Here is a 13,719-nt window from a genome sequence, read left to right on the forward strand (position 1 = left end):
AAGCAGCATGGGAGGGGTTCTGAATGCCCGAGTTTGCTGGTTTTCATTATTCATCATTTCTAGCTACTTGCAGCCCCCATCCACGCAATAGGCTGATTTATAAGTACTAGAACGCTTGCCAAAGATGGTGTAACGGTTATCCCGGATTTGTTCGTAAAAGCGATCACCCGTCCATTTTACTCCTGGTAAAGCGCGATATGCATCTACAAATACACTACCATTAGGCAACAATTGCCCAATCTCCTCAGCTGCTGCACTGCCTTGCCACCGTCTTTCTGGTGCATCTGCATCTATGAGAATCATACCCAACTCACAATCTTGGGGTGTAATTCCCCACTGTTGTACAGTTGACTCGTCTTGCATAGGAACGTAGCGAAAAAGTTGTCCCTTATCAAGAGTCTCCAGCATTTGCACTCCTGTGACACAAAGATTGCAATTCCCATCGTAGATAACTATGTAACTCATACAAGTTGCAGATTATGTTTGAGCGCTAGATGTTTTAGTTAGTGTGTTAACATTTATAGCATTAAACTTTTGCTTTTGAAGACAGCATCCAAGCTGTATAAGAAAGCAAGCATACAAGCGTACCTTTAAAGCAATTGTTTATGGGGTGAAAGCGATGCCGACAGAGGAAATCATAAGTGTTGATTTTACTCAGGAAGATGCATATACGCAAATTCTTCCGCGATCGCCCCTAATGAGCAGTTACCATGCTAAGTGGGATCACATTCGCCTAGATTATCATCAACAACCTGCTTACGAGACACCAGAACATAGTTCTCAACAGCACGTCATTAGTATAAGTCTGACAAAAGAACCTATCTATGTACAACGGGTATTGAACGGACACGTCCATCACGAGTGTATTAAATATGGCGACGTTGTCGTCATTCCAGCAAGCAGTTATCAAAAATTAAGTTGGGAAATAGAAGCTGAATTTTTAGTTCTTAGTTTAGAAAAAGCTTTATTTGCTCGCGCTGGTTGTGACTTGATAGATATGCAATCGATAGAGATTATACCACATCTTGCTGATTCAGATCCGTTGATTCAACAAATTGGACTAGCACTACAATCAGAACTGGAATCAGATGGCATGGGTTGTCGTATTTATATAGAATCTTTAGCAACAACTCTATCAATTCATTTAATAAAAAACTATTCTGTATCTTCTGTGAAAGTTACTAAACATCCAGAAGGACTTTCGCGTTTCAAGTTGCAACAAGCTATTGAATATATCAATCAAAACTTAGAAAAAGATTTAGGCTTAGCTGAGATGGCGACAGTAGTAGGGATTAGTATGTATCATTTCTCGCGTATGTTTAAACAATCCACTGGTTTTTCGCCGCACCAATACGTTATGAATTGCAGAATAGAGAGGGCGAAAAAGTTATTAAGTAAAACAGAACAAGCCATACATCAAATCTACCAGCAAGTAGGTTTTCAGAGTCAAAGCCACTTTACAAACGTCTTTCGCAAATTTATAGGTACAACACCATTAGCGTATAGAAAACAAGTAAAAATTTAGCTTTATGATATAGGCGCGTTGCTGGAGAAGAGCGATCGCTTTTATTGTGATACTTTATCCAAGAACAGAAAAGACAGCAACACACAACAAACGAAGTCAGTCAAATTGAGCTTGGGTTTCCTCACGACTTTTTGCAAAATGACACCAATCGACTTCGCCTCTTTGGACGAACATTCAGTGCCATAGATAACCATCGCGATTAATTATAGAGGTAACAGTAAATAATTAACAAAAATTCTAACTTTTTCCGTAAAAATTCCATCTGTCGGTAGAGGGTTTCCCAGAGCATAGTTGTATTTATAGACTTGTTTTGTCGTACCAATGAGAGAGGCGCACCACCCGCTACGAATGAAAGAAACACCTTTTTCCCTGTTAAGCGTTAAGCGTGTTTCTTCACAGCGACTAATCATCTTCTAACGCGAGCAATTGCTCATCAATATTTTTAAGTCGCTGTTGTACAACTTCTTCTGAAAGAATTTGTTTACGTATTGCCTCGTTGAGTGCTCCTTTCTCTGCCAATAGCAAACGGCGGCGAATGGCTTCGAGTTTCCTGTGCCCATCACTTTTAAGATCAAATTCATCTGGGCGGCGATTGTACAATTCCCGCAAAGCTTTTTCTGCTCCTGCGACTCGCACCTGATAAGCTGAGCGCATCTCTTCGTAAATGGCTTTTGGTAATATTCCTGACTTTAACAAACTATCTAATTCATCTTGGGCTGCCTTACCTGTGATTAATTGGGCTTGTAATTCTTCAACCTGCTGACGAGATTCTGAAAATTGGGACAAGCGCAAACGTTTCACTATCCACGGCAAACTCACTCCCTGTCCGAGCAAGGACAGCAACACTGTCCCAAATACTATGGCAATGATTTGTTCTCGTCCTGTTACTGTTGCTGGGATGCTGAGTGCTAACCCCATAGAAAGAGAACCTTTGATATTGCCAAGAAACAAGACGTGCTGCCAGCGCCACGGAATTGGTCGGTCAAACCAACGTAATATAGCTAACAGCGGATAGACGCAAAGTATACGCCCCACTTGATAAGCAACGATCGCCAGCAACACTGCGGGCAGAGTTCTCCAGAGAGTGAGTAAATCAACTTCTATACCTATGAGTAAGAAAATAAAGCTATTGACACCAAAAGAGATAGACTCCCAAAAGCTGAGCAACGTCAATCGAGTAGAAGCTGATATTTGACTTGAAAGTCCAATACTTCCAACAATTAATCCCGCAACAACCACAGCTACCACACCAGAAACGCTGAAAGATTGCCCAATTTTAAATGCTCCTAATGCCACAGCCAGCGTCAGTAAAATAGTACTGAGCGGCTCATCCGAGCGAACAAATAAACTCGTACTCAAATAACCCACAGCAAGTCCCACTAGGGTTCCACCAACAATAACCACAAACAATTCTTGTAATCCACTGAGGATTGTCAGTGAGCCAACGTCATGAATTTTTACAATTAGGCTAAATAAAACTAGCGCCACTCCATCGTTAAACAAGCTCTCTCCCTCAACTATGGTGGAAAGACGGGGAGGGACAGCCACTTCCTTGAATACAGCAATCACGGAAACGGTATCAGTGATTGCCAAAATCACCCCTGCCAGTAGTACTGCTGTCCAATTCAGTCCTAGTTCCCATTTCAACAGCGCTGCTGTTATACCAGAGGAAATCACAATCCCAGGTCCGGCTAGCAAGGCTATTGGTTTGATGGTGCTGCGGAGGCGGCTGAGATCAGTATTGATAGCTGCCTCGAATACCAGAATCGGCAGAAACAGATTCAAAATTAGGGAATCGTTTAAACCGATGGGGCGCGGCAGAAGTTCTGTAATTGCTAAGCCCGCTAAAACTAAACCCGCAACATAAGGGACTCGCAGCCAGCGTGTCAGCAAAGCTACGCAGGTAGCAACCAGTAGCAAAATAATTGAAACAGTGACTAATTCAGCAACATTCACTTTTTGCTTAACCCCTGAGTTCTTCTGTTAAAAATGGCGAGCTTACAATCTTAAACTTAATCGTACACAGAATTTATTTTAAATACTGCGTTGGCGTGACCGGAGCTTGACAGTCTTTGGCTCCGCTTTTGAGTTGTTTGTTAAGTGTTTTTGATACCGAAAGACAAAGTATTGATAGTTACTATCTAAATGAAAATTGTCACAAGTCAAGCACTGATGCCAAAATTGGCTCAGGCACTTACCAGTAAATAAATCTCCAGCCGTGTGTGTGAATATTGCGCGAAGCTCGCCGCTTGGGTTGCTTCCCCCGGCAGACTTCGCGCAAAGTCTTGTGGGGGAAGCTTCCCCCACAGAGCTTCGCGACTACGACCAGAGATCTAGTTTGACGGCTGGAGATTTATTTTTTTGGATCTCCCTCAATAGATGATATAGATTATGCAGAAAGTGAAAAATTTAAACTTCTCAGTATTAGATAGCCACGGCTTTGTCGTACTCACACGCTTGGGACTAACCTTTTTGCTTTTGGTCGGACTGCTCAGTTGTGGTAGTTTAGGGTACTTGGGCATAAATGCCATAGGAGCCAACATCACCCAGATTCAAGATTTGAAAGCACAACAAGAGGATGGTAAAACACTTTACGTGCAAGGTAAGGTGGAAAAGAGAGTTCCCCTTCTCAATCGATACGCATATGAAATTAATGATTCCACAGGAAAAATTTGGGTTGTCACCAATCAAACTGCTCTACACCAGGGAGCACAAGTGGTGATTAAAGGTAAAGTTCGTTATCAGAGTATTCCTCTAGGAGACAAAGAATATGGGGAAGTTTACATAGATGAAGAGTGATAATTAAAACATTCTTTTGTAAACACTCTGGGAACTTCTAGCTCAAAGAAGCTCCCAGCAAACAGGAGTTTAGACTAGTTCGCGGTGCGAAACGTAAAATAGAACAAATGCACTATCATGATCTTGACTCAGCGAAGTCGAAACTTAGAAGCTATTCGCAAAAAAATGTTGCTTTTTCTCAACTATCTCAGCTTAACCGTCTTTTATCACTTTAGGAGAACCTAATTACCGAAAGCGTTTCAGCGCTTTCATCTCAAGGTTTTGGCTATAAATTTTAGTTACTGGAGCGAAAATAAAGGTTCAAAGCTTGACTCAATCAAAGTTTTAGAATCTTGCTGAAATTATTGTTTTCCGAGAGTGACAAAACAGGGTTAATGAAAGTCAACTTTGGATCAAAAAGAGTTTCGCACCGGAAACTAGACTAAATTCTAACTCCAACGACAAAAAATATCTCAATTTATAGCATTTCCACATATCCGTCCGTTCCATTCACCCGGATGCTTTGTCCGTCTTTGATCAGCTTGGTAGCATTCTCCACTCCGACAACTGCTGGTAACCCATATTCACGTGCGATAACTGCTCCATGGGTCATCAGTCCACCAACTTCGGTGACCAGGCCTTTTATGGATACAAACAATGGAGTCCAGCTGGGGTCTGTAAATGCGGTGACTAATATATCTCCATCTTCGAGAGCAGCATCTTCCAAGTTTAAGATGACACGTGCTCGCCCCTCTATAACGCCGGAAGAAACAGGTAAACCTACAATAGCTTCGGCTGGGAGATTTTCTCGTTGGTACTTACCCGCAATGATTTCACCATCAGACGTGATCACACGTGGGGGAGTGAGTTTTTCATATAATTTGAACTCGTCTTTTCGTTTGGTGATAATCTGGTAATCCAGTTTATTTGTGAGTACGACTTCGCGAAGTTCTTGAAAAGTGAGATAGTATATATCTTCTTTTTCATTAATAACGTTGGCTTGTACGAGTTGTTCGGCTTCTTTCAGTAAAGCCTGCTTATAAACGAAGTAGCGATTGACTATGCCGTATTTTGGATATTCACGATAGCCGATGAAATTCCGGACTAGGCTGATCATTCGTTTTGCCTCTCTGGCTTTTTGTTCACCATCCGGTAATTGCTTCAACCGATCTAATAACTCTTGTTCTTTTTTCAAAGCTTCCTGTCGCCCTTGCTCAAATTTCTGATTGCTGGCATTAGGCTCAAGGTTTTTGATGTTACTGAGAATGATGGGGACAAGTGTAGTTGGTTTTTCGCTCCAACGAGTTTTCGTAATATCGATTTCCCCGGCACATCGCATTCCGTATTTGTTGAGAAAAGCATAGATAGCGTCTTGAGTTTCCTGTCCACCATTAAACTTAACCAGTTCATCCAAAAAGCTATCATCTTTTACATATTGTAAATACTCAATGACCTCCCGATAAGGGCGAATCACATCTGCGACATCCAATAGTCCCAGACCCATTTCTGAAGTAATATTGTTGGGTACAGATTGAGAAAGCGTGTCTGCTACGCTTTTTTCACCTAGCCACTCCTTCATCTTTTCATTGATCCATGATGAAGCATTCATAGCAGTCATAATCACACCAAAACTTCGTGGATCAGATAAGCTCTTCCTTAATTGCTGGATATCTTCCAAGATAAAATCAAATAGATCTGGTCCTAATTTCGTTTGGATGTTATGTTTTAACTCTTTTATCGATGATTCACTACGCTTAATCAAATCAGAAACGACTGTCGGATCATATTCGTTTAGTGTTTGAAAATCCGCAGGCGGCGGACCTTGATTGCTTTTACTGGAACTCTGTTCTTGCTTATCATCTGGTGAAGATTTGATAAAATCTCCCCGCTCTAAGATGGTCATAAGTGCGTCTTTTATGAGCGGATCGGATTTCCCCAGGACATTTACTAGAATGTCTCTTTTAACAGGTGAAGCCAAATCATCTATAACATCAACAAACAACCTTCCGCCAGCTTTATACATGGGTCGGGCAGCTGTTAACTGCCATAACGACAATCCCAATGGTTTCATGGGATCGGTCATCATTTGCTGGTGACCGACAGATACATAAACGTGATTTTCTCGATCATTTGCTTCAGGGATGGGATATAAAGTAGTGATCGGCCGACTCTGGACAATATAAAATGTGTCATCAACCAAACACCATTCGATGTCCTGGGGGTAGCCGAAATGTTCTTCGATCTTCCTACCTATGTGCTCAAGCTGCAAAATCTGCTCATCCGTCAGCGCTTGGCTATTCTGCTGCTCAAGCTCAATCTCCTGTTCTTTCGTACCGCCATCTTTTAAGGCATAAATAGCCAGCTTCTTGGTAGATATCTTCTTATCGATAACCTTGCCATTACGCACTTTATAGTTATCAGCATTCACCAGTCCGGAGACCAAGGCCTCGCCAAGTCCGAAGCTGGCATCAATTGATAACACTTTCCTGTTATAAGTGACGGGATCGGCAGTAAACAGAATTCCTGCCACCTGCGGGTAGACCATCTTCTGAACAACTACAGCCAAGTGGACTTTGCGGTGGTCAAAGCCGTTTTGTATCCGGTAGATTACCCCACGATCCGTAAAAAGGGAAGCCCAACATTTACTGATATGCTTTAGGATTGCCTCCTTTGCGATAATATTCAAATACGTATCCTGTTGGCCTGCAAAGGAGGCCGTCGGTAGATCTTCCGCCGTAGCACTAGACCGTACAGCAAAAGCATCTTTTTTACCAAACTTTTTGAGATAACCCACAATCTCTTCTGCTATATCCTCATAAATGGGCATTCTTTCGATGGCCATACGGATTTTTGCACTGATGTTGCTGATATTTTTTCGATCTTCTGCCTTAAGACGCATTAATGCATCCAGCAAGCTGTTAAGCTCCTGATTATTTTCGGTTATTTTTTTATATGCTTCGGTGGTAACGCAAAAACCCTCCGGCACCTGTACCCCCTTGATTCTGGACAGTTCGCCCAGATTAGCGCCCTTGCCTCCAACAACCATAAACTTTGATCTGTCGATCTTCTGAAAAAAAAGTATATATTTATTCATATTTTTTTCTCCTTTTAACAGTCAATCAAAGCGCCAAGTTGCTCTGGTTGGCGAGCAGTAGCAAGCAGGTAGTCGCCCCTCTTCAACACAGCTTCTGCTAGGGCACGTCCGAATAAGTACCTCTATATCAAGTGATTATACGTATTTATTCGATCTAACATTGATATTCGGGTGTAGTAGACAGTTTTCCGTATAACTACCTTAAGTAAGCTGATTATATAGCACAAGATTAAGAAAGCCTTCAAGTTGTAGTCATCGTACAGGTTTCGACGCTAGCTGAGCGTATTCTTCTATCAGTCCTGGATATTCTTCGTAAGCGGGCCAGGTCTCGAAGCTATGAACCGCAGGGGTTGTCGCCCATGACAGCCTTTCCTTTGTCCAAGTTTCGATGAATGGCATGAACCATGACGCATCGTCCAGCATCGTCACCCGAAGGTTGACGAACTCGTCCATTCCTTCCGGACGAGTAAACATCCAACTCATGCAGTGCGGGCAGAAGTAGTGGCGAGCCGCGCCGTGCAAACCGCCGATAATTGGCTGACCTTTCAGTAGCGAGAAGCCAACGCTTGGGATCGCGACGCTTAAAGAAAAAGCGCTAGCGGTCATTCGCTGGCAACCCGTGCAGTGGCAAGCCATAGTAAGCAGAGGCGCAGCACTCACCTTAAACCGCAGTTGTCCGCAACGGCATCCGCCTTCCCAGGGCAAATTCCAGTCATTCATAATACCGCTGTCTCCATTCTCTATACTTAATATTATGTAATTACGCACGAGTTACGAAAGAACAAGACTGTGAGATTGCGCACTCCTTGTCGCAATGACAGAACTACGTTTCCCTTGGGTAAGTCCTGTTATGCTTAATTTAGCGGACATGAAATGACTCATCAATTGGGCAACCAACCTGAAATCACAGCCACTATCAAAAATATCCCCATCCCAAAGCGATAAAAGATAAAAATCAAAGTGCTGTGTTTTTCCAAGTAGCGTAGAAGTCCCCAAATTGCTACAAAAGCAGAAATACTGGCAGAGATTAAGCCGATAAGAAGTGTCAACCAACCAGCCCCACTCAATCCTGCTTTGAAAAGAGTATGCAATTCCAAAGCCCCAGCTAAAATCACTGCTGGTAAGCCTAACAGAAAAGAAAATTTTGCGGCTGTCTCCCGTTCCATCCCTAAAAATAGTCCAGCTGTGAGAGTGGAACCAGAACGAGAAACGCCTGGTATCAGGGCAAAGGCTTGAGCAACACCTACCCAAATTCCATCCCAGAGAGTAATTTTTTCAAAAGTGCGATCGCGTTCTCCTCGTTTTTCCGCGATCGCCAACAGCAAAGACATCACAATAGATGCTGCACCAATGACAACTAAACCTCGCATTGGGGAGTCACAGGCGTTGAGAATTGGCTTGAGTAGTAAACCCGCAATTGTAATGGGTAAAGTTCCTAGCAACAAGCCTACCATGAGCCGAAAAGAACTCGATTGATAGTCTTGCCCAGTTATTGCTCTAAACGTTTCTCCCGTCAATTTTTTTAAGTCTTTCCAGAAATAACTCAAAACAGCTGTTAAACTGGCTAGTTGCATTGCTGCTGAAAAAGCAGAGCCAGGATCTTGCAGTCCTAATAAAGTTGGTACTATCCGCATATGAGCAGTACTACTTATCGGTAAGAGTTCTGTAATTCCTTGAACAATGCCCAAAATAATCACATCAATCCAGCCTAAGCTAGTAAAGTCCAGATTAACCTCGCTACCGTTGGCACAGCCTGTAGTCGCCACTATAAGAGAAAGCATAATTTAACTGGTTTAATGAATTTGTTTGCAAATAAATTACAGACAAATTAACCTGTGCTTGTGTTGTTACTGTGACTAATGAATGGCGACAGTATGACGTGTGGCAAACTAGCACTTTTTACGAGGTTGGGCAGATGAAAATGACATAATTTACGTAACTTGATAGCACAAAAGCTAATAGTGTTGTGAAAAATTTGGAAACAAGTTAAATATGTTACATCAACTCTTCTAAATAGCTTGCAGGTGAGAAGTGACGCAAAAAGACAACCCTCGGAAATTCAATATGGAACGACTGCCATTTTACGTGGGAATCATCACACTAATCTCTATAAGTTTAGGAGCAATCTTTCCCTTTGTCTTGAATTTAACTCCCTTGAAAAATTATGCCGCTTCTCACTTACCTCACACTCATGCAAGCTTGACAGGTTTTCTCCCTGCAACCCTGAAACATCCTGTTAACATTTTGATTCTTGGCATTGACAATTCAGGACATCCGCATCAAGGAAAGTTTACCCCCACTGAAGCACTTGCTGGTAACAGTGATACATTGCTCCTAGTGCGCCTAGTGCCAAATAAGCATCAAATCAATGTTTTATCGATTCCACGAGATACACTCGTGCGTTTACCAGATATCGGTATTGATAAAATCAATGATGCAAACGTGCGAGGGGGATCAAAACTGGCAGCAGAAACTGTAAGTCAGTTGTTGAATGGTGTTACTATTGACCGCTATGTCCGAGTTGATACTGAAGGATTTATTCATTTAGTCGATGCATTGGGAGGAGTTGAAGTAAACATTCCCAAAAAAATGGATTATATAGATCACACCCAACACTTGGATATTCACTTTTCCCCTGGACGCCAGAAGCTGAATGGACAACACTTGCAGGAGTACGTCCGTTTCCGCCAAGATGCTTTAGGCGACATTGGTCGCGTGCAGCGTCAGCAAGAAGTGCTCAGAGAAATTTTACGTACGGCGCTTCAGCCTGCAACTATTGCAAAGGTGCCTCAAATTATGCAGGTTGTGAAAGAGAATGTGGAGACTGATTTGTCGGTGCAGGAGATACTGGCCATCGCTCAAACTGTAGCAACAAACAATCGCCACCAGATGCACTTAATTATGCTTCCTGGGCGGTTTAGTAGCAACAAAGAATACAAACGTAGCTACTGGATTTCCGACTCTAGTGCCACTGCTGGTATTCTATCACGTTATTTTGATGTGCAAACTGCCAATGCTCTAGACACTCAAGTCAATTCAGTTCAGCCGCAAACATTGAGAATTGCTGTAGAAAATGCAACAGGACAACCAGAAGTTGCAAAAACTGTAGTTTCTGTTCTCAAAAAACATGGTTTCACAAACGTTTACGTTACTCATCATGAGATTGATACAGGTGTAGACTCGGCTGGCCGAACTCAAATTATTGCCCAACACGGTAATCCCGAAGCTGCAAACGCAGTTAGTAGTACTCTTGGTACAGGTCAGGTGATGGTTGCTTCTGTGGGAGATATTCTCTCTGACGTGACTGTTGTGATTGGAGCAGATTTAGTTGAGAAACTTAAACTCCAGTATGACGTAGTTCCTAACTGAAAAAAGCCTGGAAAACCAGACTTTTTAAATGGGGCAATAATTGTTTAGAATATCAACGCTCTAGGACAACGTTTGAGGTTTGTTCATCACAAATCCTATCACTGGGGTTATGCTCTGTAGGCTGTACACTAAATTTCCCAATACGCCAGTCGTCTGCCGTGTCTTTGATAAAACTGGCGATGGGTATAGCAACCAACAAACCCAGCACTCCTCCCAGTTTTGTTCCCAATAACAAAGAAATAACCACCCACACCGGATTTAAACCAGTCAAATTCCCCAAAAGACGCGGAGCAACAAAATTACTATTGACTTGGTCAATCATCACTGTAACAGCTAAGACTTCAACCCCTAGCCAAAAGTTTTGCAATCCCAGCAACAAACTAACTATACCGATACCTATGCCTGTACCAAAGGGAAATAAAGAAAAAAATCCAATCACCAGACCAAACAATAAAGCCAAAGGTATTCGTAGCGCTATAAATACAAGTATCAGAATCACCGCTAGCAAAGCAGCGACTGTTGCTTGACCGATAAAGTAATTTTGAAAGTCTTCACGCAACAATCGTCGTACTTGCGAACCAGTATGAGGCGGAAACCACTGAAAAATTCCATCCCAAAGACGTTCTCCATTTAAAACTAAGTAGATTGTCAACACAACCGTCAATAGCACGTTGAGCAGACTACCAATGGTATCCACCGCAATACCAAGAATTTGACCAGTAAAGGACTGAAGTTGATTGGAGAATCTGTCTAACAGTTGAGTTAAGATGCCACTTAAATTAACAGGAAGCTGTTGGGTTGCAGCCCAGTTTTGGAAAGCTTGAAGTTGTTGCGCTCCAGAATCAATCCAACTTGGTAAAAAATTAGCTAGTTCATTAAGCTGTTGCAGAATCAAGGGAAATAAGGTGAAAGTCAAAGCCACGACAAGTACTACAGCTAACAACAACACGCCTCCCACAGCTAAGTTGCGTTTAACCCTTTGTTTTTGGAAAAACCGAATTGGATAGTCCAGAACAAAAGCTAGCAAACTGGCGGCGACAAAGATATTGACCAAAGGTTGAAAATACTGCACAACCAGAAGCAATACCCAACCGTTGAGTGCAATCAGGGGAAACGCTAGGCTCAAACTTAACCATTGCGGTAGTTTGTAGTTAGTCATTCGTCATTAATTATTAGTTTGATGAACCGTTTGTTTCCATAAAATCTAACAGAATTTTTTGAGGCACAGGTGCAAGGGGTCGTACGTCTGTTGACACAGATGAATAACTCGCACCCACACGAATGTCTTCTGGTGTCATTAAACTCATTTCCCAACCTTCGTTGAGAACTAATTGATTTAATTCTACTGTGAGTGGTGCACAGAACACATGACGAAAGACTTTTTCATCAGGATAACAGCCAAACTTAGAAAACGTTGATGGTAAAGTGTAGCCAATTTCTTCTAAAATTTCCCGTTGTACTGCAACTTCTGGGGTTTCACCCGCTTCAATGTGTCCACCAAATAGTGCCCAGTGGGCAGGATAGACAATATTAGGGTTATTATCCCGCAACTGCATGAGAAACTTGTCTTCTTGGTAAAGAATGGCGATCGCTACTTCGGTTTTCATATTCACTTCTTATAATAAAGCCCTTGCAGTGCAAGGGCTTGATCTCTTACTGAGCAATACTACTTAGGAGCGCTAAAGCCAGCCTTTCCAGCAGTAGCTACATCCGCAAAGCAGATCTCTGGCTTGACCTTTGCATAATCAGGTGTGTTGGGAGCACGATATATGTTGCCCCGCTTCTTAGTCACTAAGCCCTTAACAGGAGCACTGCTGGGACACGTGGTTTCTCCTTCGGGCTTTACACCTAACTTTTTAGCTTCTGCTGAAAGTGTTCCCTCTGTTGAGGTAGTAGCTCCACCAGACGGAGCTGTTGTAGATGTAGATCCGCCAGATTCGCCAGATGGAGAAGAAGTCTTAGTTGACTCTTCAGCCTTATTCCCGCAACCTGAAAGGACTAAGATAGTCAACAATGCGATGGACATTATCCATCGATGTTGCAACGGATGTTTCATAGCTTGTTCTTTTTGCCGAAATGTAGAAGTTAAACCCTATTTAACCAACACTAACTTGATCAGTTTGTACGTCTGTTGCACCAGTTACACCCTGAGCAACTTGTACCAATTGGTCGAGAATATCTTGACTGGGAACTGACCCTTTGAGAACAACTGTACCGCCGGTTTGTGCTACGTACAAGGAGTCAATATCATCAAAAGAGCCGTCTTCATCAAATGCTAGAGCAACCCGCTTTGCCAGACCACTCTGGTCATATTCTCCGTTTAACCCCAATCGCTCTGGAGCAATGCTTTCTTCACCACCTGTGTCATCTGATGTTGCTGGCTCAGGATCTACTTGAGCATCTGCAGGCTTTTCCAAGCCAAAAAGTCGTTGTAACCAACCCATAAGTTTTTTCTCCAAATTTCAAAAACTTCAAACACTTGGTCTATTTCAAATCAGGGTTATTTCCTTTTCAACAACCCGCACAGTTTTGTATTCTCTACCATCTGTTAATCAATTGCCTAGTGATTTGGAACACAAAAAACAACCCTGCTTTTAAACCAGAGTTGTTGCTTTATGAAAAGGCAGGCAATCATTATAAGTCAACAAATCGACAAGTTGTTTTTTTCTTTATACTGAAGTCTATCTCAAGTTGTCTCTAAAACAACGTTAACGAATGATGACTTCATAAGGTATAGCAGATACGTACAAAAAATGCTAAAGAAAAAATAAACTTTTTAATAGATCAGAATTCCCGAAAGAGTTAATCTGTTTAAGTTACAATTGTCAATCTCAATAAATAATTAAAGTTTCGACAAAACCTCTCTAAGAGGATGTCTGAAAACTATATGAGTTCTTCGGGTCTTTTAGGCGTTCTTCTAAAACGGCGATCGCTTCTGGAGGAATAATCTTTT

Annotated in this window: 12 protein-coding genes and 1 pseudogene; 4 read left to right on the forward strand and 9 right to left on the reverse strand. The window is 42.2% G+C overall.

Annotation, left to right across the window (positions count from 1 at the left end; all coding sequences use genetic code 11):
• Window positions 1-63: 63 nt before the first annotated feature.
• A complete protein-coding gene (locus tag AC5590_RS03785) occupies window positions 64-465 on the reverse strand; it encodes a thiol-disulfide oxidoreductase DCC family protein (protein WP_169263092.1) in 402 nt (133 codons plus the stop codon).
• Between the two features lie 154 nt (window positions 466-619).
• On the opposite strand from AC5590_RS03785, the gene AC5590_RS03790 reads away from it, so the two are divergent.
• Entirely contained in the window at window positions 620-1,525 is a 906-nt protein-coding gene (locus AC5590_RS03790; protein ID WP_169263093.1) for an AraC family transcriptional regulator, read from the forward strand.
• Window positions 1,526-1,614: 89 nt separating this feature from the next.
• A pseudogene (locus AC5590_RS03795) lies at window positions 1,615-1,728 on the forward strand (aldo/keto reductase); the annotation flags it as partial.
• Window positions 1,729-1,927: 199 nt separating this feature from the next.
• Here AC5590_RS03795 and AC5590_RS03800 read toward each other — a convergent pair.
• On the reverse strand, window positions 1,928-3,481 hold the full coding sequence (locus AC5590_RS03800) for a cation:proton antiporter (protein ID WP_169263094.1): 1,554 nt from the start codon (window positions 3,479-3,481) through the stop codon (window positions 1,928-1,930).
• Between the two features lie 435 nt (window positions 3,482-3,916).
• Between AC5590_RS03800 and AC5590_RS03805 the strand changes: the two genes are divergently transcribed.
• Complete coding sequence (locus AC5590_RS03805) at window positions 3,917-4,324, forward strand: hypothetical protein (protein ID WP_169263095.1); 408 nt, start codon at window positions 3,917-3,919, stop codon at window positions 4,322-4,324.
• 457 nt (window positions 4,325-4,781) lie between these two features.
• Here the strand turns inward: AC5590_RS03805 and ppsA are convergent, their stop codons facing one another.
• The 3 genes from ppsA to AC5590_RS03820 form a co-directional block, all read right to left on the reverse strand.
• A complete protein-coding gene (gene ppsA, locus AC5590_RS03810; protein WP_169263096.1) occupies window positions 4,782-7,397 on the reverse strand; it encodes a phosphoenolpyruvate synthase in 2,616 nt (871 codons plus the stop codon).
• Between the two features lie 252 nt (window positions 7,398-7,649).
• Window positions 7,650-8,117: a GFA family protein gene (locus tag AC5590_RS03815; RefSeq protein WP_169263097.1), complete on the reverse strand. Its 468-nt coding sequence runs from the start codon at window positions 8,115-8,117 to the stop codon at window positions 7,650-7,652.
• A 161-nt stretch (window positions 8,118-8,278) separates the two neighbouring features.
• The gene (locus AC5590_RS03820) at window positions 8,279-9,178 is read right to left on the reverse strand and encodes an undecaprenyl-diphosphate phosphatase (protein ID WP_169263098.1); all 900 of its coding nucleotides are present in this window, start codon (window positions 9,176-9,178) and stop codon (window positions 8,279-8,281) included.
• Window positions 9,179-9,461: 283 nt separating this feature from the next.
• On the opposite strand from AC5590_RS03820, the gene AC5590_RS03825 reads away from it, so the two are divergent.
• A complete protein-coding gene (locus AC5590_RS03825) occupies window positions 9,462-10,766 on the forward strand; it encodes an LCP family protein (RefSeq protein WP_169263099.1) in 1,305 nt (434 codons plus the stop codon).
• Window positions 10,767-10,818: 52 nt separating this feature from the next.
• Here the strand turns inward: AC5590_RS03825 and AC5590_RS03830 are convergent, their stop codons facing one another.
• Genes AC5590_RS03830 through AC5590_RS03845 form a run of 4 tightly spaced genes read right to left on the reverse strand, consistent with a single transcriptional unit; the run spans window position 10,819 to window position 13,210 of the window.
• Entirely contained in the window at window positions 10,819-11,925 is a 1,107-nt protein-coding gene (locus AC5590_RS03830) for an AI-2E family transporter (RefSeq protein ID WP_169263100.1), read from the reverse strand.
• 13 nt (window positions 11,926-11,938) lie between these two features.
• Window positions 11,939-12,373, reverse strand: coding sequence for an NUDIX hydrolase (locus AC5590_RS03835; protein ID WP_169263101.1), 435 nt, complete (start codon window positions 12,371-12,373; stop codon window positions 11,939-11,941).
• 59 nt (window positions 12,374-12,432) lie between these two features.
• Window positions 12,433-12,822, reverse strand: coding sequence for a sunset domain-containing protein (locus AC5590_RS03840; protein ID WP_169263102.1), 390 nt, complete (start codon window positions 12,820-12,822; stop codon window positions 12,433-12,435).
• Window positions 12,823-12,862: 40 nt separating this feature from the next.
• A complete protein-coding gene (locus AC5590_RS03845; protein ID WP_169263103.1) occupies window positions 12,863-13,210 on the reverse strand; it encodes a BON domain-containing protein in 348 nt (115 codons plus the stop codon).
• Window positions 13,211-13,719 lie beyond the last annotated feature (509 nt).

This window comes from Brasilonema octagenarum UFV-OR1, from assembly GCF_963888615.1.
In the GTDB taxonomy this organism is placed as follows: Bacteria; Cyanobacteriota; Cyanobacteriia; order Cyanobacteriales; family Nostocaceae; genus Brasilonema; species Brasilonema sennae.